22 protein-coding genes are annotated in these 26,668 nt (G+C 45.1%); 12 read left to right on the top strand and 10 right to left on the bottom strand.

Annotated features, from left to right (window positions below; all coding sequences use genetic code 11):
- Positions 1–17: 17 nt before the first annotated feature.
- The 3 genes from CVU62_11625 to CVU62_11615 form a co-directional block, all read right to left on the bottom strand.
- Complete coding sequence (locus CVU62_11625; protein ID PKN37245.1) at positions 18–1,052, bottom strand: hypothetical protein; 1,035 nt, start codon at positions 1,050–1,052, stop codon at positions 18–20.
- Positions 1,053–1,109: 57 nt separating this feature from the next.
- Positions 1,110–3,071 carry a carbon starvation protein A gene (locus CVU62_11620; protein ID PKN37244.1) on the bottom strand — a complete coding sequence of 654 codons (1,962 nt, stop codon included), beginning with the start codon at positions 3,069–3,071 and terminating at the stop codon, positions 1,110–1,112.
- 158 nt (positions 3,072–3,229) lie between these two features.
- Positions 3,230–4,105 carry a hypothetical protein gene (locus CVU62_11615; protein PKN37243.1) on the bottom strand — a complete coding sequence of 292 codons (876 nt, stop codon included), beginning with the start codon at positions 4,103–4,105 and terminating at the stop codon, positions 3,230–3,232.
- A 302-nt stretch (positions 4,106–4,407) separates the two neighbouring features.
- Here CVU62_11615 and CVU62_11610 point away from each other — a divergent pair, with 302 nt between their 5' ends.
- From CVU62_11610 to CVU62_11600, 3 genes are all read left to right on the top strand, one after another.
- Positions 4,408–5,652, top strand: a complete 1,245-nt coding sequence (locus CVU62_11610; GenBank protein PKN37242.1) for a beta-ketoacyl-[acyl-carrier-protein] synthase family protein — start codon at positions 4,408–4,410, stop codon at positions 5,650–5,652.
- Positions 5,645–6,916: a hypothetical protein gene (locus CVU62_11605; protein ID PKN37241.1), complete on the top strand. Its 1,272-nt coding sequence runs from the start codon at positions 5,645–5,647 to the stop codon at positions 6,914–6,916. The genes CVU62_11610 and CVU62_11605 overlap by 8 nt, the downstream gene beginning before the upstream one ends.
- 202 nt (positions 6,917–7,118) lie before the next feature.
- Positions 7,119–8,168: a C4-dicarboxylate ABC transporter substrate-binding protein gene (locus CVU62_11600; protein PKN37240.1), complete on the top strand. Its 1,050-nt coding sequence runs from the start codon at positions 7,119–7,121 to the stop codon at positions 8,166–8,168.
- A 257-nt stretch (positions 8,169–8,425) separates the two neighbouring features.
- On the opposite strand, the gene CVU62_11595 is transcribed toward CVU62_11600, so the two are convergent.
- From CVU62_11595 to CVU62_11580, 4 genes are all read right to left on the bottom strand, one after another.
- On the bottom strand, positions 8,426–8,881 hold the full coding sequence (locus tag CVU62_11595; GenBank protein ID PKN37239.1) for a hypothetical protein: 456 nt from the start codon (positions 8,879–8,881) through the stop codon (positions 8,426–8,428).
- A gap of 99 nt (positions 8,882–8,980) precedes the next feature.
- Complete coding sequence (locus CVU62_11590; GenBank protein PKN37238.1) at positions 8,981–9,487, bottom strand: hypothetical protein; 507 nt, start codon at positions 9,485–9,487, stop codon at positions 8,981–8,983.
- Between the two features lie 226 nt (positions 9,488–9,713).
- Entirely contained in the window at positions 9,714–10,502 is a 789-nt protein-coding gene (locus CVU62_11585; protein PKN37237.1) for an NAD-dependent protein deacylase, read from the bottom strand.
- 95 nt (positions 10,503–10,597) lie between these two features.
- Positions 10,598–10,828: a DUF2905 domain-containing protein gene (locus CVU62_11580; protein ID PKN37236.1), complete on the bottom strand. Its 231-nt coding sequence runs from the start codon at positions 10,826–10,828 to the stop codon at positions 10,598–10,600.
- A gap of 214 nt (positions 10,829–11,042) precedes the next feature.
- On the opposite strand from CVU62_11580, the gene CVU62_11575 reads away from it, so the two are divergent.
- From CVU62_11575 to CVU62_11560, 4 genes are read left to right on the top strand one after another with little or no spacing between them, the layout of a single operon-like run.
- On the top strand, positions 11,043–12,296 hold the full coding sequence (locus CVU62_11575; GenBank protein ID PKN37235.1) for a radical SAM protein: 1,254 nt from the start codon (positions 11,043–11,045) through the stop codon (positions 12,294–12,296).
- A gap of 3 nt (positions 12,297–12,299) precedes the next feature.
- On the top strand, positions 12,300–13,853 hold the full coding sequence (locus CVU62_11570; GenBank protein ID PKN37234.1) for a histidine ammonia-lyase: 1,554 nt from the start codon (positions 12,300–12,302) through the stop codon (positions 13,851–13,853).
- Positions 13,850–14,266, top strand: coding sequence for an acyl-CoA thioesterase (locus CVU62_11565; GenBank protein PKN37233.1), 417 nt, complete (start codon positions 13,850–13,852; stop codon positions 14,264–14,266). The genes CVU62_11570 and CVU62_11565 overlap by 4 nt, the downstream gene beginning before the upstream one ends.
- A gap of 1 nt (position 14,267) precedes the next feature.
- Positions 14,268–15,986 carry a hypothetical protein gene (locus CVU62_11560; protein PKN37232.1) on the top strand — a complete coding sequence of 573 codons (1,719 nt, stop codon included), beginning with the start codon at positions 14,268–14,270 and terminating at the stop codon, positions 15,984–15,986.
- Positions 15,987–16,059: 73 nt separating this feature from the next.
- Here the strand turns inward: CVU62_11560 and CVU62_11555 are convergent, their stop codons facing one another.
- Positions 16,060–16,779 (bottom strand): FkbM family methyltransferase, encoded by a 720-nt coding sequence (locus CVU62_11555; protein ID PKN37231.1) that lies wholly within the window; start codon positions 16,777–16,779, stop codon positions 16,060–16,062.
- Between the two features lie 321 nt (positions 16,780–17,100).
- Here CVU62_11555 and CVU62_11550 point away from each other — a divergent pair, with 321 nt between their 5' ends.
- Positions 17,101–17,814, top strand: a complete 714-nt coding sequence (locus CVU62_11550) for a glycosyltransferase family 2 protein (protein ID PKN37230.1) — start codon at positions 17,101–17,103, stop codon at positions 17,812–17,814.
- A 242-nt stretch (positions 17,815–18,056) separates the two neighbouring features.
- On the opposite strand, the gene CVU62_11545 is transcribed toward CVU62_11550, so the two are convergent.
- The gene (locus tag CVU62_11545; protein PKN37229.1) at positions 18,057–20,039 is read right to left on the bottom strand and encodes an amino acid transporter; all 1,983 of its coding nucleotides are present in this window, start codon (positions 20,037–20,039) and stop codon (positions 18,057–18,059) included.
- On the bottom strand, positions 20,039–20,383 hold the full coding sequence (locus tag CVU62_11540; protein ID PKN37228.1) for a hypothetical protein: 345 nt from the start codon (positions 20,381–20,383) through the stop codon (positions 20,039–20,041). The genes CVU62_11545 and CVU62_11540 overlap by 1 nt, the downstream gene beginning before the upstream one ends.
- A gap of 540 nt (positions 20,384–20,923) precedes the next feature.
- Between CVU62_11540 and CVU62_11535 the strand changes: the two genes are divergently transcribed.
- From CVU62_11535 to CVU62_11520, 4 genes are all read left to right on the top strand, one after another.
- The gene (locus tag CVU62_11535; GenBank protein ID PKN37227.1) at positions 20,924–23,986 is read left to right on the top strand and encodes a hypothetical protein; all 3,063 of its coding nucleotides are present in this window, start codon (positions 20,924–20,926) and stop codon (positions 23,984–23,986) included.
- Positions 23,987–24,117: 131 nt separating this feature from the next.
- Positions 24,118–25,062, top strand: coding sequence for a lauroyl acyltransferase (locus CVU62_11530; GenBank protein ID PKN37226.1), 945 nt, complete (start codon positions 24,118–24,120; stop codon positions 25,060–25,062).
- Positions 25,063–25,149: 87 nt separating this feature from the next.
- Positions 25,150–25,560, top strand: a complete 411-nt coding sequence (locus CVU62_11525) for a hypothetical protein (GenBank protein ID PKN37225.1) — start codon at positions 25,150–25,152, stop codon at positions 25,558–25,560.
- An 18-nt stretch (positions 25,561–25,578) separates the two neighbouring features.
- Positions 25,579–26,631 (top strand): peptidase, encoded by a 1,053-nt coding sequence (locus CVU62_11520; protein PKN37224.1) that lies wholly within the window; start codon positions 25,579–25,581, stop codon positions 26,629–26,631.
- Positions 26,632–26,668: the final 37 nt, after the last annotated feature.

Raw genomic sequence — 26,668 nt, 5'->3', positions numbered from 1 at the left:
TCAATTAAAATGATCGGTCAATCATTCAAAAATTGATTGACCTTATCACGCAATACCTCGTTCTCACAAAGAAAAGACAAATGACCGCAATCGCCTTGCAATTCCAGGGTGTCGGCATTCAAATACCTGGCCAGCGTCCGGGCTGGTTCCGAATTGACCGTAAGATCCTGCCCGGCCCAGACAATGAGTGCTTTTGCCCGTATAGTTTTTGCGGCGGGCTCAATTTCCCCTTCGAACGAACGATAAATATCATGACCCATGATAGCCTTTAATTGCCACGCCCAATCATAGGCGTTAAACTTCATGATGCTCTTTTCCGCTTCGGCCAAAAATTGAGGAAAGTATTCAGGCGGTGTATTGGCCGTAATGTAATGAGGTGTTCTTGAATGCAGATTATGAACTCCCGCTACTGTTTTCATGCCTGTATTTTCCTTTTTTGATTTTCTCGCGCAAGCATTATTGATGACATTAAGTTCTGTTTGCCAAAGAAGAAGATCATACGAAGTCAACCGAGGCGACCCAACAACAGCAACAACCTTATTCATGAAGTCGGGATAGGAAATCATCCATTGATAGGCCATCATTGCGCCCATAGACATACCGATTACGCCATGAATACGAGTTAAATGCAGATATTTGGCTAGAAGAAGATGCTGGACATTCACCATATCTTTAATGGAAAATGGCGGAAAGGACTGATCAGGCTGACGCTTGCTGTTGGACGGCGAAGAGGATACGCCGCTACCAAAAGCATCGACTGCCACAATAAAGTACTTTGAGCTGTCAGCCAATTTTCCCGGTCCGATTAATTCCAGATCGACCAAATCTTTTGTCGTTCCGGCAAGCCAGGTGGGAAACAGAACGACGTTGGATTTATCTGTATTCAAAACGCCAAAGGTGCGATAGGCTAGGCGACAGTTACGGATAATCTGGCCATTCTCCAGACGATAATTACCCAGGTTTATAAACTGAAGATTGTCCTGGCTAAAAACGCAACCGCTCCATAGGAGCAACATCAAAACAATTAAGGGAATGTTGACTAATCTTCTCATGGAATTATTTCCTTTACACTTTTTTAAATCAAACGTATGTCAGCGGAGAAAAATAAATTACAAATGTAACTCATTTGCATCGCATGTCTCGCCGGCAACGTTCGGATACATCACTTTGCCGTCCGGAGAGCGCGGCGCCAATCCCTCTTTTTTAATGACCAGCAAATACCAGCGATGGATCATGTTCAGCAGCGCCACGACCGCTAATATTGCCATCACGCTAACAAGAATTGTATGTAAAGTGGCAAGGCCCAAGGCCATCTCAGCCCGGCCTTTTGTCCAATAGGATATGATCAACTGAACTGCAGCAGTCAAGGTCGTTGTAAACATGAAAAGCATGGGAATGAAAGTTACCATGGAATAACGCAGTTTACTTTCCTTAATGATGATCGTGGTTCCTACACCCAGCGCGATGGCCGCTAGAAGCTGATTCGCCACGCCGAACATCGGCCAGATAGTTTTTACCGTCCCGGTGTAAATAAGAAATCCCCAGCAGCCAACAACAAACAAGCTTGATATGAATATGCCGGGATACCATCCCCGGCGTGCGAGCGGCTTATAGACGAATCCCCCCATTTCCTGAACTAGAAAACGCGCCACGCGCGTGCCTGTATCAACAGTGGTAAGGATGAATAAGGCTTCGAACATCAGCGCGAAATTATACCAGTAAGGCATAAGGCCATTCATTCCGGGCAGACTGCCCAGAATAGAGGCCATACCCACAGCAAGAGAAACCGCGCCGCCGGGACGTCCTACCACGTTGACTTCTACCATAGCGGAAAGTTCCTTGATGCGGTCAACGGGAAAACCAATGGCCGCCAGTTGGTCGAACGAAAGAGTAGTGTTAATCGCGAAGTAATCGCCCGGCAGCAGGATGCACGCCGCAACAAGCGCCATCATCGAAACGAAACCCTCCACCAGCATCGACCCGAAACCAATCAAGCGTATGTCTTTCTCCGAGCTTATCATTTTAGGTGTAGTGCCGGAAGATATCAGAGCGTGGAAACCGGATATGGCTCCGCACGCGATGGTAATAAACATGAAGGGAAATATCCTGCCGGGAATAACCGGACCGCCGCCGCCTATGAATTTTGTCAAGGCCGGCATTTGCAGATTCGGCGCGATAAAAATCACGCCTACCGCCAGCAGCAGGATCGTCCCTATCTTCATGTACGTTGAGAGGTAGTCCCTGGGGCATAAAAGCATCCATACGGGCAGAACCGATGCAATAAGGCCGTACAGGGCCATGCAGATTATCAGAGTGTTTCTGTTGAGATTGAATATGGGTTCAAGCCCAGAGCCTGGTATATAATGACCGCCAATGACTGCCGCGATGAGAAGTGTAACTCCGATGACAGTTACTTCACCCACTTTCCCTCGACGTATTTTGTACAAATAGAAGCCCATAAAAAAAGCAATGGGAATCGACATGGCAATTGTAAACGTGCCCCAGGCACTGTGGGTGAGGGCATTGACCACCGCCAGCCCCAGACCGGCAAGAGCAACGATGATGATAAAAAGAATAGCGAATGATGCGGCAACTCCTCCAATTGGACCCACTTCGTCCCGTGCAATCTGCGCCAGTGAGTGCCCGTTACGGCGCACCGAAGCCACCAGAATCACCATATCGTGCACGGCTCCGCAGAGCGCTGCTCCTATAAGTATCCACAGGAAACCGGGAAGATAACCGAACTGAGCCGCCAGCATCGGCCCGATGAGCGGACCGGCGCCGGCGATGGCCGCAAAGTGATGCCCGAAGAGTACATATCTGTTCGTAGGATGATAATCTATGCCGTCACGCATTGTAAAGGCAGGCGTCTTATGGTCGCCGGAGAGCGCGAATATCTTTGCTGCAATAAAGGCGCTGTAAAATCTGTATGTCACAAGATAAATGCACGCAGCGGCAGTTACAATCCACAGAGCGTTCACTTTTTCTGAAGGATTCCATACTCCCACAACCGCGCCAAATGCCACGGCTCCGATTAAGCAAATTATTATCCAAAATATTTTCTTAATCATTCTGTTCCTCAACAAAAGATTTATTTACGACATCAAAGAAAAGGTTATATCCATAAGATTGCATTGGAGTCGTACCCGTAATCACGGTGGAAACATTATGAAGAAGAATTTTGTATGTCAACCATTTTATTTCCTTTTTGTTTCTTACGCCAAGCAAATTATAATTCTCTGATCCTGCGTACCAATAACCTGCAGCAGTTCAAAATATTTTCCGGCGAATAAATGGTGAGTTCATCATTGTAATAAAGTTTGAAAAGATTTCGGGCGATCGTTTCATCATCACGATCATCATTAATAATATATTTCTTCACATAATTTGCAGCTTCCCGGGATTTTTGAAATATCGCCTTAATATCTTCATCTCTGGAGAACAAACCGTTGTGGGCAAGGCCGAGAATCTGCGGATTAAGTGCCGAAAGACGATCAATTGTTGCCAGGTAATCGGTATAACCTGTAAAGAAGGTAGGGAAAAATCCTTGCCCGGGATAGCGGTTCCCCAGACTGTCCGATACCAGAAGAGTTTTTAAATCAGGAATATGAACGAGGATATTTCCCGGAGAATGTCCTCTCGCCTCCAAAAAGCTGATCATCAATCCTCCGAGATCAAGTTCGTCGCCATCGTTCATGATCGTGCATCCGGATAGCGATGGCGGAAACGCAATTACCGGCCTGCAGGTAAAGAGACCTTGAGATATCATAGATTCCATCATATGACGGTCTTCAGTCATCATACTTTTCATGGCCTTGGGATGATTGAGAAATGATTCTGCTCCTTTGCCCGCTATTACTTTCGCTTTGGGAAAAGCCTGCTTTAGGTAATCCAAACTTGTAACATGATCGCTATGGGGATGGGTGACAATCAGGAAATCAGGCTCTGCACCCATGGAGGATAATTGCTCCAACAGAATATCGGCCGTTGCAGATATTCCAATTTCCACTAGGGCACAGGTATCGTTCCCCTGTATCAGATAAAAATGAAAATATTCATTGCCTAAAATCCTGAGATTATCTGTAACTTGACTGGGAAAAATCACATCTGCACCTTGAGCATCCTTACAATTTTAAGACCATCTTGACAAAGATTGGCCGCTAAAAGTATAGGAAGTCCGGTTTTATATGTCAATATTTGTTTGACTTTTTATCGGGGCCAAATTAAGTTTTCTTAAGGTCCAGAACACTCTTCTTACTTCACTTGATGGGCTGCTCAAAAATGCTCAGATGCAAGGCGCGTAAGAAGCGAACCGCGAGGCGTATATAGACATACGTCGAGCGGTGCGGTTTGCAGCACAACGCAGCAGACGAGTGTTTTTCAACAGCCTATTGATAAGGATTTGATTTGAGAAAACGCATCGTCATCACCGGATTAGGAACATTAAACGCAATCGCCAAGAATGTGCCGGATTTTGCATGCGCCATTAAGGAAGGCGTCTGCGGCATTGGAGCGATTGATCTTTTTGATGCCTCCGGATTTCGTTCTCAGACAGGCGGGCAAATCAAAAACTTTATCGCCCGTGATTATATTCCCGAAAATTTTTCTATTAAAAGAATGTCGCGGGCAGATATGCTTTCCTTTGCCGCAACATTGGAAGCATTGCGCGACGCCGGGCTTTATCCTCCACCGGAAGAATTGAAAGAAGAAATCGGCCTTGCCATCGGTGGCGGCGCGGGCGGGCTTCTAGAGGCTGAAATATTCTATAGAGATTACTTAAATAATAACGGCAAAGATGCGAATTTTTCCACCCTATCGTCTTTGTTTTGCGCGTCTTCCGCTGACCATATTGCTTCCGCTTTCGGCTTTATGGGGCCTAAATCAACTTTCATGACAGCCTGTTCCGCAGGCGCCACCGCCATCGGCTACGCGCGGGATTTAATCGCCAACGGTCATGCCTCTATCATGATTGCCGGAGGCGTAGAGCCTATGTGCCGGCTTACTTACGCCGCCTTTAACGCACTCAAATCAGTTGACCCTGAAACATGCCGGCCTTTCGATAAAAATCGCGCCGGGCTCTCGTTGGGCGAAGCCGCGGCAATAATGGTTTTGGAATCACTGGATAACGCTCTTAAGAGAGGAGCAAAAATTTACGCTGAGGTTTTAGGATATGGCATAACCTGCGATTCCTTTCACATGACCGCTCCCGACGAACAGGCCTCCGGCGCTATCCGTTCCATGCAGGCGGCGCTGAAAGACAGCGGTCTTTCTGTTGACGACATCGATTATATCAATGCGCACGGCACGGCCACTCCGGTCAATGATGTTACCGAAACTAAAGCTATTAAGGAAGTTTTCGGTAAACGCGCTTACTCGATTCCGGTCAGTTCCACCAAATCCATGCACGCACACACATTAGGGGCTTCCGGCGCGCTCGAGGGCATTGTTTCGACGCTGGCCCTGCAGGACGGTTTTATACCGCCGACAATCAATTATCAGGAAAATGACCCGCAGTGCGATCTGGATTATGTCACATCCGGTTCCAGAAAATCGTCATTGCGCACAGTACTTTCCAATTCCTTCGCTTTCGGAGGAAACAACACCACTTTAATTTTCGGCAGGTATTCCGAAAGGGGTCCTGCCCATGAATAGAAATCAGCAAACAGACAACGCTCAACGTGTGGTTGTAACCGGCATCGGCATGGTAACTCCTCTGGGAATCGGCAAGGAAGAATTTGGCCGCAGGCTTTTTTCCGGCGAAACCGGAATTGCTCAAATCAAATCATTTGACACAAGCAATTTTCCCTCGCATCTGGGCGCAGAGGTTAGCAATTTCAATCCGCGTGATTTCATCTCCGCGAAAAACATGCGTAAGATGGATAAAATATCACTGATGGCGGCGGCCTCGTCACGCATTGCTCTGGATGATGCCCGATTTCAAATCACAGAAGCAAACCGCGATCGCGTTGGCATTGTTCTCGGTACTGCTTTCGGAGCAACTGATATAACCGCTCAATTTTTGGGAACGCTGTTTTCCGGAGGACCCGCATCTGTCAACCCTATACTGGTACCAAATACTGTTATGAACGCCGCTGCCGGTCATACTTCTATCGAACTGGGATTTCGCGGCATCAACACGACTATAACGCATTTTGCCGTTTCTGCCGAAAACGCGATTGCCTATGCCGCCGCGGAAATCAGACGCGGCACTGCCGATTTTATTTTTGCCGGCGGCGTAGACATTTTATCTGAATTTTACTACAAATCGCTGACAAAATTTCACGCGCTTTCTCCCCAAAACGGTGGCATTGAAGCCTGCCGACCTTTCGATAAAGAACGAAATGGAATGATTGCCGGAGAAGGATGCGGCATAATTTGTTTGGAGAGCCTGCAATCGGCAATCGCCAGAGGACGCCAGCCCTATTGTGAAATCAAAGGAGCAGGCATGGGTTCATCACCGACAAAACCGACCGCGTGGCCGCAAAAACCGGAATGTATAAAAAAGACATTTAACCGTGCGCTGAAAAACGCAGACACTTCGATCAATGATATTCAGGCTATTTTCGCGGCGGCTAACGGCGACAAAACACTCGATGCTGTGGAAGCTGAAGCTTACGAAGAAATATTTGCCTCTTCGGAGAAAAAACCGTTTGTCACGTCAATAAAAGGATCAACAGGAGAGAGTTTTTCCAGCGGCGGCATCAGAGCTTGCGCTCTGGCGCTTTCAATGGGAGAAAATACTCTGCCACCGGTGATTGGACTGACGAATCCTCTAAGACCACTTGCATTAGTCATGGGAGAGAAAAAAGAACTGAAAATCAATAATGCCGTTCTGGCCGGAATTTCTTTCGGCGGCACTTATGCCTATTTGATTTTTGGGAAAAAATGTCGTACGTATAGCGAGGAGTTTCAGTAGGTTAGATTTTTTGCTGTAACAGAAATAAATTACATTATCCCAACAATAAGAGTACCCTAATTAATAAAACATACCAATTGTTTCTAAATCAAACAGTTTTTTTTCTTTTAAAAAAAATTAATAGTGTTATTATGTATTAAATTTATCTGGAAAAGAAAAACTTGTAATTATATTTTAAAAATATTTTAGAAAGGAGATTTTTATGAAACGCAATATCGTATGGCTTTTGTTTATAGGAATTGTTGTGTTTTTTATGGGGTCTTTCTCTATGGCATGGGGGGAAAACATTAAACAAACCAAAAGCGATAAAACGATTTATGTCTTTAAAATGGGGACAATAGCTCCGGAACAGTTGGGATGGGCTGCTTTAATAAGAGATATTGTTAATCCCGGGATAGATAAGGCGACAAATGGCCGAGTTGTCTTGGACTGGTATTACGGCGGCAGGATGGGAGATGACCCGGATATATTGGCCAAAATGATAAACGGGCAGTTGCAGGGAGGCGGATTTTCCGGACATGGAATGGTGATGGTTTGTCCGGAGATGACCTTGTTTGCGCTTCCGTTCTTGTTTAATAATTATGACGAAGTTGAATATGTTTATTCAAAGATGAGGCCGCGCATTAATGAATGGTTTGAAAAAAGAGGATATCACCTTGTTATTCTGGCAGAACAGGGCTTTGATCAAATTTACTCCACAAAGCGCGAAATCAGGACTTTTGATGATATTAAGAAAAGCCGCTTTCAAACATGGTATGGTCCAATGGAAGAAAAGACCCTTATGGCTTTGGGCGCAAGTCCCGTACCAGTTCGACCTACTGAAGTATCTGCGGCAGTCCGTACAGGGATATGTGATGCTCTTATCAGCCCAGCAATATGGGCGGTCGGTGCTCAGCTATATAGCGTGATGAAATACATTAATCCTCTTCCCATACGATATTCTCCGGCTGGCGGTGTTGTATCGTTAAAAGCATGGAACAAACTTCCCAAGGAAGAGCAAATAGCTGTTGATAATTACATAAAAACAATGGAGAAGGATTTTAGAGAGAAAATCCGGGCAATTAATGAAAAGGGCATTGCCGCCATGTATAAACACGGAATGAAAGAGGTTAAAATGACGCCGGATGAAACTGAAGCTTTTAAAAATAGAGTCCTTCATGTGTGGGATGACTTTGCCGAAAAGGAGTATTACTCAAAAGACGACTTGGATTATGTTAAAAAACTTTTAGCGGAATTTCGAAGCAAAAAGTAAATTAAAAAACTATCAACAAAAAGGGGATTAACCATCGATGGTTAATCCCTTTTTGTTATTGTGGATCAGGGCAGAATTGAACAACCGACACTCAGATTTTCAGTTATCCCAAAAGAGCAAAAGATTACATCTGCAAGTGCTCAGGATTATTGTGCGCTGACAAGTGAAAATTGCTGATGGAAAGAGAGTAACGTAAAAATCATCAACATGTTAATGGTATACGACTACATAATCCGCAGATGTTCAGATTAGAGAGATTAAGTTTTTCCTGTAAAAGAATCAATAAGAACATATTCCCCTGTGGACTTAGCGCATAGTTCATCGTTACTGTTGTAAACACACCCTTCCATAACGACCTTCCTTTCGCTTAAACACTCCAGAACCCTTCCCTCTGCCCTAATTTCGGTATCCGTAAAAACAGGTTTTAAATAATTAACATTAATTGATTTGGTAAAAACAAACTTTTTCTTAAAATAGACCGCAGCCCAACTCATGATTTCATCCAAAACAGTTGCCACAATCCCCCCATGGGCATATTTGTCCCAACTACAGAAATGATCTGCTAACGTAAGCCATGAAGAAACAAATGTTTCATCAGCATAAAAATCCATCTTCAAGCCGACGGGATTTGAAGGACTGCAGGCAAAGCATTTAATACCTTCCAGGTGCTGCAACTTTATCAATGTTTCTTTTTTAGATACTAAACCATCCATGATATTGACCTCACTTTAATAATATTAAAGCATATTAAGTAAAGTTCAGAGGACATCAAAATTGAGGATCTCAGGCAGAAAAAAATAATAATGCCAGCTTTAATTGTTTGCAGACTTCATTTCAGCAGCGAAATTACTTTCGATTTTTTGCATTTGCGGAATTGATTCAGAAATCATACCCTGAATCTCCTGCATGGATTTTTGCATCAACACCGGCATTTTGTTGATAGCCGCCTTACCTGCTGTTGTTTTGTAGAACGACAACATTCCGGCGACTTCTTCTTCAGTAAACGATTCCCTGTAAAGGCGGATATACATTTTTTCCAGTTTTTCCCATGCAAACTCTTTTTGCATGAGAGCCGTCACTCTGTTCTTCATATTTGATATAGCCTTTTGTTGTTTTGCGGTAGGAGTCTTTCCCTTAAGTGCCTGCTGAATGATATTGTTCATCTGTAAATTGATTTGGGTTTGCATATTATCAGCAAGCTTTTGTGCTTGAGTAACAGCCAGCAATTGCTTTATCGAATTTTCACTGGCTGGTGCTGCCATTGAAGTGGTTGCTATACTTAACAAAATAACTATCAAAGTATTTCTAAGAGCGTTCATGTGTTCTCCTTCAATGACTGACAACGTTTAGTATATTTCTATGAATACAGCCTGTAGTTGTGTGGTTATTACCTAGCATAAAATTAATACTTTAGAAACGAGATTTTCAAGAAGTAACCCATTATGAAATTCTCATTTATAAAATTGATCATTACCGGCTGAAATATTTAATCAAGGTTTCTTCTTTTCTGAGCCGACTCCACACATAAAGAAAGAATGGGGTCTTTCACGGTGTTTTTGAAGGCGTTAGACATGCCAGAATCCGGGGCAAGGCATCGGTTGCCTGAGCCCGGATTGAGAGATTGCACAAAGAGGTCAGTTCCGATTCCTTCCAATTGATCTCTATGAGGCACGCACCAGAGGATTTAGCAATTTCAGGCAAAGCGGCCGCCGGGTAGACCACGCCTGAGGTACCTACGATCAACATGACATCGCAGGTTTGAGCGGCGATTTTCGCCTCGGGCAAATCCTGAACGGCCTCCCCAAAACTGACAAAGTCCGGCCGTGTCATTCCCCCGCATTTGCATTTGGGAAAGGCATTCAACAACGCTTCCAAAGAAAATGCATCGGCTTTGTTCAGCACCGGGCGGACGATCTCAAAAAAAGCCTCCCGCCTAGATCCTTGTTTCCTCCCGCAGGTCATGCAGCGAAACCGGAACAGGTTTCCATGCAATTCGTAGACGGACTTGCTTCCGGCTTCCCTGTGGAGATTGTCCACATTCTGGGTAATGACAGCCTCAAGGTGACCCATTTCTTCGAGTTGGGCAATGGCCAGGTGCGCCGGATTCGGCCGGGCTTTTTCCAGGGCAGAGAAGAAACCGTCCAAAATCTCATGCGTCTTGTCCGGATGTTTGGCTAAGACATTGAGCATGCCCTGTGATCCGTAACGATCCCACAATCCGCCGGAATCCCGGTAGGTGGATATACCGCTGGCAGCGGAAATGCCGGCCCCCGTAAAAGCCGCGCCTTTCCGGGCCGAAGAAATGATTTTAGCCGCTTGTTCAATGGAAGACATTTGGGTTCCTCCCTGATTTCAAAATATCATACCGGTATCTAACAAGACGCCTGTCATTTAAATAGTTATATGCCATCTTCTTTACACGCAATTTCTTATTTACGGAAATAATTTATTATCCAAATGATAATAGTCAGTATAATTGATATTACTATACTGGTGGCTACAGGGAAATAGATTTTCCAGTTTTTACCGCTTAATACAAAATCACCGGGCAATTTGAACAAACCTGCACGCCCTAAAATCATTAACAACGCTCCCGCCAGCGCAATCAAAACTCCTGTTAGAATTAAAAATTTACCTATTTGTTGTGTACTGAATTCCATACCATCTTTCTATGAAAATCAAGGATTACTGACTGGAACTTATCATAAAATAATAAAATAGAAAAATGAGGAAATTATTCCTGCAATATCTTTGGAGGAAATAATTTAAAATAGCCAATAGGGCTGACGTATAATTTTTTATTGGCGGAAATCATAAAATATTGTAAACAATGAAGCGTATTATAAAAACTATTAACTGCTTGAAAGAAAAAACATGAAATTTAAACTGATTTATCCAAAATGGGAAAAGCTGGATCGTCAAACACGGTTTATTCTGCCGCCGCACGGACCGGTTGTTTTTGCCGCTACTTTGCCTGATTATGTAGAAGTGGATTTTATCGACGAAAACATACAGGAAATTGATTTTGACCAGCCTGCCGATTTTGTCGGTATTTCGGTCATGCTGACGGCACAAATAAAACGCGGCTGGGAAATAGCCGACAAGTTTCGCGAAAAAGGGATCAAGGTAATGATGGGCGGTATCGCCACCATGCTGCACGCCGAAGAAACACAACAACACGCCGACTGCGTTTTTCTGGGAGAAGCCGAAGGCCGGATGGAGCAGGTGTTTTCTGATTTCCGGAATGGCAAATTGCAGAAGGTATACGACTATATGCAGGATTTACCTGCTATTGAAACTGTCGGTACTGCACGCCGCAGCATTTTAGATCGCGAGGTTTATAATTATCGCGGCATCCAGATGGTTGATCTGGTGCACGCCTCACGTGGCTGCCGCTTTAATTGTTATCCTTGCGCAGTGAGATTCCTGGGTGGTAAAAAATTCCGTCCCCGCCCACTGGATAAAGTTGTCGAAGAATTGTCCAGTATCAACAACAACAGGCTTTTTCTGGTGGATAATTCGCTGGCGCAGGACAAACAATGGGAAATAGATTTATTCAGAGAAATGATTCCGCTGAAGAAGAAGTTTTGCTGTCATCCCATTGAAGATGACGACAAGGTGCTGGATCTGGCAGCGCGGGCTGGTGCATGGTTTGTTTATCAGGCAATTTTTGATTCTTCCGATTTTATCCGCGACCGTGTCAAGCGCTATCACGACTATGGCATCGCCGTGGAAGGAAGCATTTTGATGGGCCTCGATTATCACGACGAAAATTATATAAAGAAGCTGGTTGATTTTCTGCTGGAAATCGATTTGGATATGGCGGAATTCACCGTGCTTACTCCTTTTCCGCATACACGCACTTTTGATGATTTGCACAACGAAAAAAGAATTTTTTCTTACGACTGGAATGATTATACTTGCGGAAAAGTTGTTTTTCAGCCTAAATTATTAACTTCGGATGAATTGCAGTCGCTTTATTATTACGCCTGGGACAAATTTTACGAGGAAGAACCTCAAAATTATAAAATGTTCAAGATGTTGAAAAATGTTGTGGATAAAGAAAAAGTGGACGGGACGTACAAGCCACGCGTGCGTCAACCGGTAACACAGGAAAGGAAATTTTAGCTGATGAAAAGAAATGTGAACAAAGCCTCCGTAGTCATTGACGGTAGCAATGTCAGATTTGAGGATATTATTGCCGTGGCCCGCTACGGTGTGCCTGTACGGATTAGTAAAGACAGTAAATTTGTCAGGAAGATGGAAAAAACTCAAAATATTCTTATGGAATCCATGCGCAAGGGAATACCTGTGTACGGAGTAACAACCGGTTACGGCAAATCATGTGGCAAGCGCATGCCATTGGATATTGCCTTGAAAAACGGTGTCAATATTTTTACTTTTCACGGTTGCGGTACGGGAGAACCCATCGGCATCGAAGAAACAAGAGCAGCCATGTTGTGCCGTATCATTTGCCTGGCGCGCGGTTACTCCGGTGTATCAATTGCTTTGCTTCAGCAACTCGCTGATTTTCTAAATAACGGCATAACGCCGATTGTCCCCTGCGAAGGCTCAGTCGGCGCATCCGGTGATTTGACACCGATGTCCTATATTGGAGCATGTCTGATGGGTGAGCGCGAGGTTATTTATCAGGGTAAAAAAATGACCGCGGCCAAGGCCATGAAAAAGGCCGGAATAAAACCCTATCATTATCGTCCCAAAGAGCCGTTGGCCATGGTCAACGGCACAACTACAATGACGGGCATAGCGGTTCTGGATATCGAAAGAGCCTTGCGGATTTTATCCGCCACGATTTACGCCACAGCGCTCTCCATTCACGCACTTAAAGGAAACGCAGATCATTACCACCCGGTAATTTCCGAAGCGAAACCATTTCCCGGTCAAACTTTTGTAGCCGCGCAGATTCTACGTCTCTTGAAAACAAAAGTGTCGGCAGGACACCTGGAGGACGATTCTCTGGAAACCCTGCAGGATCCTTATTCTCTGCGTTGTTCTCCGCAGGTAGCCGGAGTTTTATATGATAGCCTCGACTGGATAAAGAAATGGGTCGAGATTGAAGCCAACAGCTCCAACGATAATCCTATTTTCAATCCCGCAACCGGCGAAGTGCTGATGGGCGGCAATTTTTACGGCGGGCATATCGCTTTCGCCATGGACGGCTTGAAAGCCGCGCTGGCATCTGTTGCCGATATGTGCGACCGCCAGATAATGCTCCTGGTCAGTCCGAGTTTAAACCGAGGGCTTCCCGGTGATCTGGTCAGAAAGCCGCCTAACGAAAAGGGCTTGCGGCACGGCTTCAAGGCCATGTCCATTTCATCATCCGCACTGACTGCGGAAGCTCTGAAATTAACCATGCCGGCGGCTTCTTTCTCACGCTCCACGGAATCGCACAATCAAGATAAGGTCAGCATGGGAACCATTTCGGCGCGCGATGCCGAAAGAATATGCACTTTAACGGAACGAGTTGTCGCCATTCATCTTCTGGCAGCGGCACAGGCCTGCGACATCAGAAACAATATCGAAGCAAGACCCCTGCTGGCCGCCATCATGGGAAAAATCCGGTCAGTCAGCGCGCCGATTTTAGAAGACAGGGAAATGGATAAAGATATAAAAAATATCTGCGAAGTGATTAAATATTCCGATTTTTTTAAGATAAAGCCATGAAAGAAAAACAAAAAAGTTTTGAAGTAAAAATTAAAGTCCCGTTTTTCGATCTCGACCCGATGCAAATAGTCTGGCATGCTAACTATTTGAACTACTTTGAAATCGCGCGCGCGGCGCTTTTCGAACATAACGGTATTGATTTATACTCTTTCTTTGAAAAGTATCAGTTAATCTTTCCCATTATCAAAACCTCGACCAAGCATGTTCTTCCCCTGCGTCACAACGACGAAATAATCTGCAAGGCAACGCTTGTTGACGCATATGTAAAATTGATTGTTGATTTTGAAATTCGCAAAGCGACAGATGGGAAAATATGCACGCGCGGCCGCACGGAACAGGTGGCGGTAAAAATTCCGGGAATGGAAATGTTGTTCAGCATGCCGGAGGAAATTCGCCGCGCTTTCGGTTTCTGAAATGGAAGAAACTTTGCAAAAATCTTTTATCGCCGGGCTGGAACGTCTGGCTGCCCGCGCCGACCTGCTTGATTCCATCAATGTTTTCCCTGTTGCTGACGGTGATACAGGAAGAAACCTCTCGGTAAGTCTTCTCCCCTTGCGCAATGCCGGCCAACCGAAAGAAAAAATTATTCATCAGCTCCTTTTATCGGCACGCGGCAATTCCGGCAATATCGCTTCTCAGTTTTTTTCTGCTTTTTGCGCCATGGAGAATATCTCTGAACTCGCGGACCGCGCGAGGGAGGGAACGGCCAAAGCCTGGAAGGCTTTGAGCAATCCACGGCCCGGCACAATGCTCAGCGTTTTTGATGCTCTTGCGGATGTCCTGCCTGGGAAAGTAACTACCGATAAAGAAACTGTTGATAAAATAATCGCCGGTCTGGAAAAAGCAGTTCATGCAACTAATGAGCAACTGCCACGGTTGAAAGATGCGGGAGTAGTGGATGCGGGCGCTCTGGGAATGTATATCTTTTTTGAAGGTTTTTTTTACGCGCTGGCCAGCATTCCTGATAATTGCCGCCCAGTCACGGAGACATTTAAAAATCGTTTACGAATATCGTCTTCTTTTCAGGAAAACACGGAATCAGGTTATTGCGTTGATTTCGTCGTCAAAGCGCCCAACTATTCTCCCGATGAATTAAAGATAATCACCAGTACGCAGGAAGAAGTTATTATTATTCCCGAAGGTGATTTTTATAAAATCCATTTGCACACTCAAGACAAGGAAAAGGTACGGTCTCAAATTTCCGGTCTGGGCAACGTAATAAATTGGGAAGATGACAATCTGGCTTCTCAAATTGAAGAATTCAAACATGCCAATACAGGGCCATTGCACATCATGACCGACGCCGCGGGTTCCGTGACCAGTCAGGACGCCAGGAAATACGGTTTCACGCTTCTGAACAGTTATCTGACCATCGGTGAAAAATGCCTGCCGGAGACTAACTTTCATCCCGAAGAACTCTATAGCGCGATGAACAAGGAAGTGAAAGTAACCACTTCTCAAGCTTCTGTTTACGAGCGGCATCAGTTCTACGAAAGCGTTCTGGAGCGGTTTGAAAAAGTTTTATATCTGTGCGTGGGTTCCGTATTTACCGGCAATTATCAGGAAGCGCTTGCGTGGAAAAAAGAACATGACAAGGATGACAGGCTTTTAATAATTGACACCGGTGCGGCCTCCGGCAGATTGGGGACAATCGCGTTGGCAACTGCTCAACATCTTGCCCGGACAAATGATATTAAAAATACTTTTGATTTCGCCAAAAAAGCTGTGGAGAAATGTGAGGAGTACGTGTTTCTCGATAAACTACAATACTTAGCGGCAGGCGGCCGTCTTTCCAAAACCAGCGCCTTCTTTGGCGATAAGCTGAACATGAAACCGGTAATATCGCCTCTGCCCGAAGGAGCAAAAAAAGTCGGTACGGTCAGAAATCAGGAAGATCAGGTAAAGTTCGCCCTGGCAAAACTTGCCGCTTCACTCAAAAATGATTCCCGCGCATTGATAATGCTGGAATATTCCAACAACAAAAACTGGGTGAATGGCACCGTTAAAAAAATGGTGACGAACCTCTACAGGCAGGCAGAAATTATTGTGCAACCTTTGTCTCTGACTTCCGGCGCGCATATGGGACCGGGGACGTGGGGGGTAGCATTCCTACCGGATGGGACGACTCCGTAAAGAGGCCACCTGTCCCGATGTTATCGGGATTGCGCTTCATCCTTGAGGCGCTGCGGCGTATGAAAAATACGCCTCACTTCCAGCGCATCGCCAGATACTTTTTATTGTAGAAGTCAAACAGATTGGTACAGTATTGGCCGAAAAAGCTTTCGTGTACATAAAAGCACTCAAAAAAAGGAATTTCCTTGATGAGAATGTATCCATTATCGGTAAATATTTTTTTAAGCGTACCGGTGGGACGTTCTATGGTTATGCACTTAAATAGATAATCGTTGAAGTTGAATTCCTTCAATACGCTTTCTTCCGCTCCTTCAATATCAATAGAAAGGTAATCAACTTCATGAGGTGTGTCCATTTCTTTTAAAAGATTATTTAAGGTTTGTGTTTTTACCCTGAATACCTCGCATGATTCGCCATCTTTATTGAATTTATCCGGTGCTATTATGCCGCCCATCAAACCTCTTTTGGCAAAATCAACAAAGCCCTCTTGACCATCGAGACACGCGTTGATACATACGGCTTGCCTGTTTTTCCTCAGCAGTTTAAAACTAGCCGGATTTGCCTCAACGCAAATCCCCCTCCAATCATATTTGCACTCCAATATATATGTGTTGCTTAAATAGATCCCGTCATGTGCGCCTAAATCTATGAAGTACCCATTTCTCATTTCGTTAAAAACTTCGCCAAACACCCAGATGTCCTGCCCGGCCTGAGACAAATGAAGAGATTTTCTTTCGAGGAATGGGTATATTGCTGCATGCATCAATTTTGAAATGGACTTGGTTATTTTCATCACTACCTCTAACTAAACTACTGCAATAAGGTAATTCATCCGGTCCAACAATAATTCTGCCTTAATTTTTCTAAAGCCTATCTTTCTTTAATATCGCTTGTCAAACAGAATCACACTCTTTTGATATCAAGAAAGTTAGATTAAAAATTGGTATAAAATGTCATTGCCTGGCGTGACCAGGTAATCCAGATTTAATTTTTCCTGGATACCGGCCTTCGCCGGTATGACAATTGTTTATCAATTTAACTTTTTATGCTATTTGTAACTAATAAGGAAGATAAACAAACGGCTTAAGACACTGTTTGTTAAAGTCGAAAGATAATGAGAATTGAAAACAAAAACACCCGTTTTGCGTTTGTCATTCCCGTCTACAATCATGCGGGAACTGTGGCGCAGGTTGTTAAGAATGCGCAGGCCATGGGCTATCCCGTCTTTGTTGTTGACGACGGCTCAACTGATAACTCGTATGATCAAATTAAAGATATAGCCGGTATAAAAATCGTGCGGCATGAGCAAAATCAGGGCAAAGGCGCAGCCATTTTAACCGGCTTTGCCGCGGCATCAAATGTGGCCGACTGGGCCATCACTATCGACGCTGACGGCCAGCACTATCCGGAAGATGCGCGAAAAATAATTAAAGCTATTCCGAAAAAAATAAGGCCGATTGTGGTGGGAGCCAGAACCGGTATGGAAGGCAAACATGTGCCTTGGACAAGCAGTTTTGGGAGGAAGTTTTCCAACTTCTGGGTGCGAACTTCCGGAGGACCGGCTATTTCGGATTCTCAAAGCGGATTTCGCATATATCCCTTGCCCGAGGTGCTTAATTTAAAAACAAAGGCGCGGCGGTTTCAGTTTGAAGTTGAAATTCTAGTTCACGCCAGAAGAAACGGCATTCCGGTAATAGAAGCTCCGGTACGTGTTAATTACAATCCCAATGGAGAAAGAATTTCCCACTTTCGCCCATTCGTTGATTTCTTACGCAATTCCTCAACCTTCAGCCGGTTAATTTTCAGTCGGATATTTTTCCTGAAATAATAATTAATTTTATAAAATAGCAATATAGTTTTCCCGCCCCTGGTGGGCGGGAATTAAAGGGAGGGGGCTTTGATAAAAATATTTCACCCTCCTTTTAATTTCCTCCCCTCAAGTGAGGAAAGATTTATATGGTACTTTATCCTACGTCACTCTGCACCTGGGATAATATCCAATAGCCCTTAGCTATTGGATAATTCGACTAACAGATATTACCGTACTCCGTTTGTAATATCTTCGTCTCATCAGATATTCACACGAACCGGGAGAATAACAGTTGTGATGCCTTCCCACTGCAGGCGTCTTTGAATGGCAAAGGCAGTCTCGTTGTGAAGAATCTTCTGGAAGGCATTCTCCTGACGGAAAACGAGCTTACCCGTAAATACTGACGATTTAGGAAACTCCTGTACAATTTTCTGGCAGAGGTTGGTCGCTGCCTCTACAACATCCGTTGCTACGTCCATACGATAATCAGCGGCATAACCATAAGAACGGGCTAACTTGACATATTTTTCGAGTTGCTCTGCGATCGATGCTTTCAGTGCGTCTATCTCCGAGGCACCTTTAAAAGCCCCCGAATCAATTTCCGCCACGGACACAAAAATAAAATTGCGATAGAGTTTGGGGAATTCTCTGAAGACAGAAAGCCATGAGTGCAGGCCAAATCCGTTATAACCGCTAACCAAAAGAATGGCTGTCCGTTCATTCTGATTAAGAGGCTCTTCATTAGGCTTCTGCCCGGATGGAATGGAAGAAAGGATTTCCTCCAACTGACGCACGCCCTTGCGCACTTTCAGGTAATGGCTTTTAATCAGATAGCACAAGCCAATCAGCGTTGACGTGATGACCAGAGTAACCCAGCCCCCCTCTCCGAATTTCTCAAAAACCGTCACGAGCAGGATCGTCAAACAAAGAATTAATCCTATGATGTGAATAGAAATATGGCTTGCCCAAGCCTTATCCTTACTGCGGTTTTGAAAGAAGAACTTCGACATGCCGAACTGGGAGAGTGTAAAATCAAGAAAAACGTTGATCGAATACATGACAACAAGGGCCGTTACAGAACCTCTGGTATATAAAAGCACCGCCAGGGAAGCCGCTCCCATGAGGAGGACACCGTTTTGCATAGTCAGGCGTTCCGAAAGAGCTGAAAAACGTCTGGGCAGCCAGGAGTCCTTGGCCATGTTGGCCATGATACTGGGACCGCCGGCAAAGCCAGACTGAGCGCCGACGATAAGGAGGGCTCCTTCGGACAGGATGGTAATAAAAGCCAGGGCACCTCCCAGATACCAGCCACTAAAGGTCATATCCGCCAGAATGGCGTTAAGGGTTCTCCCTGTTGCCGGTTTGATATCAAACAGTGCGTAACAGAAAAGCAGGCCCGATGCCGTTATAGCCAGCGACACGGCCAGATAAAGCATGGTGCGCTTCCCCGTTTGAACTTTCGGTTCCCGCATGATGTGCATGGCCGTGGAAACGGCCTCAATCCCTGTATAAGTACCTCCGCCCATGGAAAAGGCGCGTAAAAAAATCGCCATAATCCCGACAAACCCTATCGTGGATAGATCCATGCTGATCCCACCGCTGTATCGTTGGGCCACCGGTCCTAATTCACCGACGTGAGAATATAATCCATAACCTATCAGCAGGACATGGGTGATAACGAAAGTTATAAAGATAGGCGCGAGAAAAGTTACCGACTCCTTCATGCCCCGTAGGTTGAGAAAGACCAGCAGAACGATCAACCCCATAACAAAGGGTAGCTTGTAATGCAAAAAGGCGGCAGGAAGATAGCTGAAAATGGCATCTCCGCAGGCGGCCAGAGAGACGGTAATTGTCAGGATATAATCGACCAGAAGGGCCGAACCGGAAATTACGCCCGCGCCACTGCTGATCGTGTGGGTGGATACCATGTATCCGCCGCCGCCGTGGGGAAATTTTTCAATGATGCGGGAATAAGCGAAAGCAATAATGAACACCGTGAACGCGGTCGCTATAGCAATAAAGATAGCCAGATAGGTGTGGGGCCCCAAGGCCTTGAAGGCTTCTTCAGGACCGTAGGAGGACGATGACAGGCCGTCGGCGCCTAAACCGATCCATGCAAGAATCGGAATCAGTGAAATTTTGTGAAAGAGAGATGGTTCGTTGATATTGCGAGGCTCGCCGATAAAACGATGTTTCAGGCGATCAAAGAGCGATTGATGCGGTTTGTTATCAGGAATATTCATTATTCAGGATTATCTATATGAACACCATCGGCAACATATCCGCAAAAGACACCATCCTTGTCATTTAACTGCTTCCCCTTTTCGTCGTATATGCCGATCGCAAAGTGTAGAGCAACTATCTTCAAATGGACGTTCTTGCCATCTGCTATAGTAATCTGAACAGGATTGCACATACTCGGCAATCCTTCTTCATTACTGCCTTTGACATCCAGCTCGTATCTCCCCTTTTCCACGTCGATTGTAATAGCTTTCAGCGGAAAAATGGTGCCCATGTCCTGACCATTAAGCAATATTGTATAATCATCGTTACGGCTGAGATTAGAAAAAATAATTTTTGATGCCATAATATTTTGTAAATACGGCTCCTTAACCGTCTTCCCCTAATCACTAGCGCGTGCTTTTACTCTTCTTTATAAGCAATTGCAAGCAATTTGACAAGGCATAGACATGGCTACGAATTTATGAATTTCAGCCAATTGTATAAGCTTTTGAATTTCTTATAGCATACCACTTAATTCAAGAAACAGAAGGGCTGATTTTGCGGGTCGCCTGAAAACATCCTGTCAATCATCTGAACACAGGAAACAAGTATTGATAAAGCTTTTCTCCAAGGCTTTTTGTCTTGCCACTACCGGCAAAATATGGTTTATCACTGGTACTATAGTACCCTCCGCTTTGCGGGATTGTTCCCAATTCCGATTAATCGGAATTGGATAGTTCGTCCAACAAATTTCAGTGAGCTGCGCTTCTGAAATTTGGGACTCACTACGACTTACAAATTTCAATACACCTATAGTGACCTTTAGGTTATTCGTTTTTGAAATTTGAGTCTCACAATAAAATCATTGTCAAATACCGATAAATAAACGAATTTAAAGGTGTTCATGTCCCTGCAAAAATATCAAATCAAATGGTCCATTGTTTTTGTAGTTACTCTGATTGTGGCGGTGCTTTTTTTCTGGGAATCCAAAAATCTGAAAATCGAAACAGACATTCTGGAATCAATGCCGCACAATGATCCGGTGCTGGCTGACGCGCGTCTTATTATCAAACACCTGCCCGTTCAGGATAAAATATTCATCAACCTTGAACAGACAAACCCTGATCGCGACAAACTGGTTAGTACGGCAGTAACCCTTTCGGAAAAACTTAGCAAAAGCAACCTTTTCACCAAAGTCGGTATAGGAGATGACGCGAAGAACTTTCCGGAACTCATGGCGCATGTAAACGATAACCTACCCGCGCTTTTGAGCGCTGCCGATCTGGAACAGAAAATTGCGCCGCTTCTGTCGCCTGATAAAATCAGAGAAGCAATGGTGCAAAATCGGCAGTCACTGGAACAGCTTGAAGGAATCGGCAGAAGCGAAATGATTGCCAAAGACCCGCTGGGTTTTTCCGGCGTTATTCTGGGGCAGATGTCCGCTCTGCTTCCCGCCAACAAAGCCCAGTTTTATCAGGCACAGCTGATTTCCGAAGACGGGAGAAATGCTCTTATCATCGCCAGAATCAAAGGTTCGGGAACTGATACATCAACCGCCGTTAAAATTGAAAAACTCCTTGATGATTGCAGTAAAGAACTGGCAGCAAATGTGGATTCAACTAATAAATATACACTGACATCTGTCGGCGCTTATCGCGTGGCTCTGGATAATGAAACCATTGCCAAACGCGACATGCAGATGGCCATAATATTAACGACATTGGGCATCGCTCTTTTGCTTATCTTCGCTTTTCCCCGTCCGCTCATCGGCCTGCTGGCGCTTCTGCCATCGACCGTGGGAGCAATTGCCGCCCTGTTTATTTGTTCTTTCTTGTTTAAATCCATGTCGATGCTGGCCGTCGGTTTCGGCGGTGCCATTATGGCTTTTACTGTTGATCTGGGAATTGCGTACCTGCTTTTTCTGGATCAGCCCCAGACTACTTACGGCAAGGAGGTTGCGCGGGAGGTCTGGTCGGCGGAACTTCTGGCGGTACTGACAACAGTTGGCGCGTTCCTTTTACTGCTGATCAGCGATTTTAAAATTCTGGCACAAATTGGCGTTTTTTCCGCTCTCGGAGTTACCTTTGCTCTTCTTTTTGTTCACTTTGTTTTTCCGAAAATATTTCCGGCCATGCCGCCGGCAGCAAAACCAAGCAATCCCCTTCTTTTCAATGCGGTTAAGAAATTTGCCGCACCTGCGAATTGGAAATTTATTGCTGCTATTGTCTTTGGTCTGATAATGCTGTTTTTCGCCAAACCAGTATTTAATGTCGATATGAACACCATGAATTCCATGAGCAACGAGACAATAAACGCCGACAAAAAAATGCAAAGTGTGTGGGGCAATCTTTCCGGCAAATGCTATGTTCTTCTGGAAGCTCCAAGCATTGCTCAAATGCAGAAAAAAAATGATCAGTTAATGGCATGGCTGTCAAGCGATGTGCGGCAGGAAAAGTTATCTCCTGCTTTTCTACCTTCCATCTTGTTTCCGTCTCAGAATACAGTCAAAAGCAATTTTGCGGCCTGGCGCGCTTTCTGGAATAAAGACCGCATAGCTGCTTTTAAGCGAGATATAAACGCGGCAGCCAAAGAAAACGGCTTCGCGCCCAATGCTTTTGAACCCTTCTGGAAAATAATGAATCAGGAAAGTCCCGAATCCTTCGAGATACCTCAAAAGTATTTTGAAATGCTTGGTATTGCCCAAAGCCCTACCGGTTTTACACAACTGAGCCTGCTTGTTGCCGGAAAAAATTATAACGCGGAAGATTTTTTCGAACGGATTTCCCAAAGCGGCCTGGCCAAGATATTTGACGGGGATTTGTTCAACAAAAGGCTGGGCGATTTTCTGAAAAATCTTTTTCTGGAAATCGCTATTATCATCAGCATCGGGATTGTGCTTGTTACTTTTTTATATTTCCTGGACTGGCAATTGTCGCTTGCAGCGCTGGCACCGATCGTTTTCGCTCTTTGCGCCACTCTGGGAACGTTGAAAATTATCGGCCATCCGTTGGATATCCCCAGTATTATGCTGTGGATTGTCATTATGGGCATGGGGGATGATTATGCGTTTTACTATATCTGCCATTATCAGCGCAACTTTGATGAAAAACATCCGGCAATGCATACCATCAAGCTGGCGATTTTTCTGGCGGCATTTACCACATTAATAGGTTTTGGTGTGTTGGCACTTGCGAATCACGCGCTTTTGCGCAGCATCGGAATAGTTTCATTTTTAGGAATCAGTTATTGTTTGATAGGAGTGTTCTTTATCCTTCCGGTTCTGATGAAAAAAATATTTGCCCCGGTTCAATATCCTACGGGTGAATTTACGATTGGTTCCAAAGAACATTTGCGCCGGACAATTTTACGCTACCGTCATCTGCCCGCTTATCCGCGCGTTTTCGCCCGCATGAAGATGATGATTGACCCGATGTTCAAGGAACTGAACAAGTATGTCCAGAACCCCAGCAGAATAATTGACATCGGATGCGGGTTTGGAGTCCCCGCTACCTGGCTTCTGGAAATTTATCCGCAGGCCCATGTTTTCGGCATTGAACCGGATGAGGAGCGCGTGCTTATTGCCTCGCGTGTCATCGGCAATCGCGGCTCAATTGTTGTTGGACGAGCGCCGGACTTGCCCGAAGTTGAAGGACTTGTCGATTACGTGCTCATGCTGGATATGCTGCATTTAATTTCCGATAAGGAAGTTCAAATTGCTTTTCAACGGATTTACGATAAACTAACCGCGGACGGCACATTGCTTGTCCGCGCAACCATTCCATCGGATAAACCCAATCCGTGGAAACGCTGGATAGAGACAGTTAGATTAAAAATTACGCGCATGCCCAACCGATTCCGCGCAGAACTGGAAATTGCCGATTTCATGAAAAAGGCGGGCTTTGCCGTCAGCGTTTCCACTTCTGACTCAAAAGGAATCGAAGAAAAATGGTTTGTGGGGAAGAAATGATAAAAATTTCTCCCTTTTCTAAAGGGAGAGCAAGAGGGATTTGAAACAGTTTGTCATTTCGATGAACCCCGATTTGTCGGGGTGAAGAGAAATCTTTTTAAATAATAAAAGATGTCTCCCTGCGGTTCGACATGACAAAAATCTCCCCTCACCCCTCTTTAGAAAAGAGGGGGAATAATGGATTTATGAAAAAGCTGCCTTATAAAATATTGCTTTATCTAACCCGGTGGCTGGGGTTGTGGTTTTTCCGCATCTTTTCCTGGTTTATCGCTACCGGTTACTTTTTCCTTTTCCCGGTGCGCGTGGCGGATAGCCTGAAATTTTACGGAGCTCTTTTTTCCGACAGAAACTTTTTCTATCATCTGGGGTGCGCGTGGCGTCAGTATCATAAATTTACCGATGTCTATATCCACAGGTTCATCCGCCTTGATGAAGAAGATATTGAATATGTCAAGGAAGGATGGGAATATCTGGAGGAGGCGGTACAAAAAAAGACGGGCGCTATCTTAATAATGTCGCACATCGGCAACTGGGAGCTGGCAGCGCAAACGCTGAACAAAAAAGGCCTGCCGATCATGCTGTATCTGGGAGCTAAACACAAAGAGCAGATTGAACATATTCAAAAACAGATTCTGGCGAAAAGCGGCATTAGAGTGGTGGTAACCTCCGAAGATGAAAAATCACCTTTCGCCTTGATCGAAGGAATCAATTTTTTACGCGAGGGCGGCATTGTGTCCATGACGGGCGATCGTCTGTGGGGAGAACAGAGTAATGTCTTGGTGAATTTCTTGGGGCATGAAGTCAACCTTCCGGACACGCCGCATTTGTTCGCGCTGATGACCGGCGCGCCGCTAATGACTTTTTTTGTTTATCAGGAGGCCATCGGAAAATACCATATCAAGGTATCGCCGGGACGCAAGGCTATTGCTGCTTCCCGCGCGGACAGGAAAAAAGTGGTGCAGGAATCGGCGCAGGCTTATGCTGATGATTTGGCAGAGTTTGCCCGCAAGCATCCTTTCGAGTGGCATCATTTCGAACCTTTTTTAGGCAAAAAAATAAACAAAAAAGAATCGTAAAGGAAAGTCACTTTTCTCTTTTCGCATTACTAAATTTAGTATAAGAAATAACCTGTAAATAATCATCAAACTTGACAGGAGTTATCCATGAAAGTGAATGAAGTTCCTCAGGATGACGTACCCGATTTTACAGAGGGGTGGCTAAAAAAAGGAAATTACGCCCTCGATGACAAGGGGAAATATGTCATGGTGCCCAGTAAGGGCTGGGTGGTAGATGAAATGGTAAACAGAATGGCCTATGATGAATATAGAGCCAAAGTTGAAGAAACCAGAAAAGCGGTGCTAGCCGGTCGGCAGAGCCCCCTTGCTTATTATATGGAACTGCGGCAGATGATACCAAAATTTTTGGGGAAAACAGCCGGCATTGCCGCATTCCGGGTCAAACGGCATTTACGTCCGGAAATATTTGCCAAACTGAAGCCCGATGTATTGGACTGTTACGCGAAAGCCCTAGCCATCACAAGGGAAGAGCTGAGCACCGTACCCCGAAATCCATAAGAAAGGTAATCATTATTCATGACGACACCCGTGACAACAGAAACTTTAGCCAACGGCAAAACTTATACCCATTGCACGGCCGCACATTGTGAAACGGGAGTGACATCCGCCTTGTTTTTCGATAAGGGCCTTCACCTGTCCGAACCAATGATTTTCGGTATCGGCAGCGGTCTTTTTTTCGGCCATCTGCCGTTCATCAAATGGACAGGGCTGCCCATCACCACTTTCAGGTCAATGCCGGGACTTGTTTTCAAAAAAACGGCCAAAAGGCTGGGCGCAAAGGTCTACAGAAAACGCTTTCGCAGCCCGCAAAAAGGCATGGATGAATTGCGCCGCGTTATCCGGACCGGACAGATTGCCGCGGTGACAACCAATGTCTACTGGCTTTCCTTTTTTCCGAGACGCTATCGCTTTAATTTCAGCGGACACAACTTCATCGTCCTGTATGAAAATGAAAACGGTTTCCGGATAAGCGACCCGGCCTTGATGGAATACACGACGGATTGTTCAGCATACGATATGGAAAGGGCGCGTTTCGCGCGCGGTCCCATGGAAGCCCGCGGTTTGATGTATTACCCCATGTACGTCAATCCCAACCCCGACATCAAAAAGGCCTGCATTGACGGTATGCTGGATACCTGCAATCAGATGCTTAAAATCCCCATACCTCTTTTCGGTGTAAAAGGGATACGTCTTGTTGCCCGGAAAATTATTAAATGGCCGGAAAAACTGGGTTATGTCGAAGCCTGTCGGCAACTCGCTCACGTTTTGCGCTTTCAGGAAGAAATGGGTACCGGCGGTGCCGGATTCCGCTATATGTACGCGGCATTTCTGCAGGAAGCCGCCGAACTTTTCGGCTCGAAAGAACTTAATGAATTATCCAATGATATGACGGCCATCGGCGATACCTGGCGTGAATTTGCCGTGGTATCCTCGCGCATTATCAAACAGCGAAAATCAAAAAAAGAAGAAACATTCGATAAAGCAGGCGGTTTGATGCTGATCTGCGCGGGCAGAGAAGGAGAACTTTTCAAAAACCTGCGGGATGTAGTGGGAAAGCTAAAAGCCTGAAGTAACATAACATTTTCTTCATCAATTTTTTTCTGTT

It is taken from the genome of Deltaproteobacteria bacterium HGW-Deltaproteobacteria-2, assembly GCA_002840505.1.
In the GTDB taxonomy this organism is placed as follows: Bacteria; Desulfobacterota; Syntrophia; order Syntrophales; family Smithellaceae; genus Smithella.
The sequence above is the reverse complement of the archived record's forward strand: the minus strand, read 5'-3'. Positions and strand labels throughout refer to the sequence as shown.

What these genes read in the sequence shown, in the direction of transcription:
- CVU62_11585 (PKN37237.1), bottom strand. Translation starts at nt 10,502, where the DNA reads ATGTCTTCCATTGAACAAGCGGCTAAAATCATTTCTTCGGCCCGGAAA.
- CVU62_11545 (PKN37229.1), bottom strand. Translation starts at nt 20,039, where the DNA reads ATGAATATTCCTGATAACAAACCGCATCAATCGCTCTTTGATCGCCTG.
- CVU62_11560 (PKN37232.1), top strand. Translation starts at nt 14,268, where the DNA reads ATGGAAGAAACTTTGCAAAAATCTTTTATCGCCGGGCTGGAACGTCTG.
- CVU62_11540 (PKN37228.1), bottom strand. Translation starts at nt 20,383, where the DNA reads ATGGCATCAAAAATTATTTTTTCTAATCTCAGCCGTAACGATGATTAT.
- CVU62_11575 (PKN37235.1), top strand. Translation starts at nt 11,043, where the DNA reads ATGAAATTTAAACTGATTTATCCAAAATGGGAAAAGCTGGATCGTCAA.
- CVU62_11605 (PKN37241.1), top strand. Translation starts at nt 5,645, where the DNA reads ATGAATAGAAATCAGCAAACAGACAACGCTCAACGTGTGGTTGTAACC.
- CVU62_11620 (PKN37244.1), bottom strand. Translation starts at nt 3,071, where the DNA reads ATGATTAAGAAAATATTTTGGATAATAATTTGCTTAATCGGAGCCGTG.
- CVU62_11520 (PKN37224.1), top strand. Translation starts at nt 25,579, where the DNA reads ATGACGACACCCGTGACAACAGAAACTTTAGCCAACGGCAAAACTTAT.
- CVU62_11625 (PKN37245.1), bottom strand. Translation starts at nt 1,052, where the DNA reads ATGAGAAGATTAGTCAACATTCCCTTAATTGTTTTGATGTTGCTCCTA.
- CVU62_11555 (PKN37231.1), bottom strand. Translation starts at nt 16,779, where the DNA reads ATGAAAATAACCAAGTCCATTTCAAAATTGATGCATGCAGCAATATAC.
- CVU62_11600 (PKN37240.1), top strand. Translation starts at nt 7,119, where the DNA reads ATGAAACGCAATATCGTATGGCTTTTGTTTATAGGAATTGTTGTGTTT.
- CVU62_11595 (PKN37239.1), bottom strand. Translation starts at nt 8,881, where the DNA reads ATGGATGGTTTAGTATCTAAAAAAGAAACATTGATAAAGTTGCAGCAC.
- CVU62_11530 (PKN37226.1), top strand. Translation starts at nt 24,118, where the DNA reads ATGACAAAAATCTCCCCTCACCCCTCTTTAGAAAAGAGGGGGAATAAT.
- CVU62_11570 (PKN37234.1), top strand. Translation starts at nt 12,300, where the DNA reads ATGAAAAGAAATGTGAACAAAGCCTCCGTAGTCATTGACGGTAGCAAT.
- CVU62_11535 (PKN37227.1), top strand. Translation starts at nt 20,924, where the DNA reads ATGTCCCTGCAAAAATATCAAATCAAATGGTCCATTGTTTTTGTAGTT.
- CVU62_11525 (PKN37225.1), top strand. Translation starts at nt 25,150, where the DNA reads ATGAAAGTGAATGAAGTTCCTCAGGATGACGTACCCGATTTTACAGAG.
- CVU62_11590 (PKN37238.1), bottom strand. Translation starts at nt 9,487, where the DNA reads ATGAACGCTCTTAGAAATACTTTGATAGTTATTTTGTTAAGTATAGCA.
- CVU62_11580 (PKN37236.1), bottom strand. Translation starts at nt 10,828, where the DNA reads ATGGAATTCAGTACACAACAAATAGGTAAATTTTTAATTCTAACAGGA.
- CVU62_11565 (PKN37233.1), top strand. Translation starts at nt 13,850, where the DNA reads ATGAAAGAAAAACAAAAAAGTTTTGAAGTAAAAATTAAAGTCCCGTTT.
- CVU62_11550 (PKN37230.1), top strand. Translation starts at nt 17,101, where the DNA reads ATGAGAATTGAAAACAAAAACACCCGTTTTGCGTTTGTCATTCCCGTC.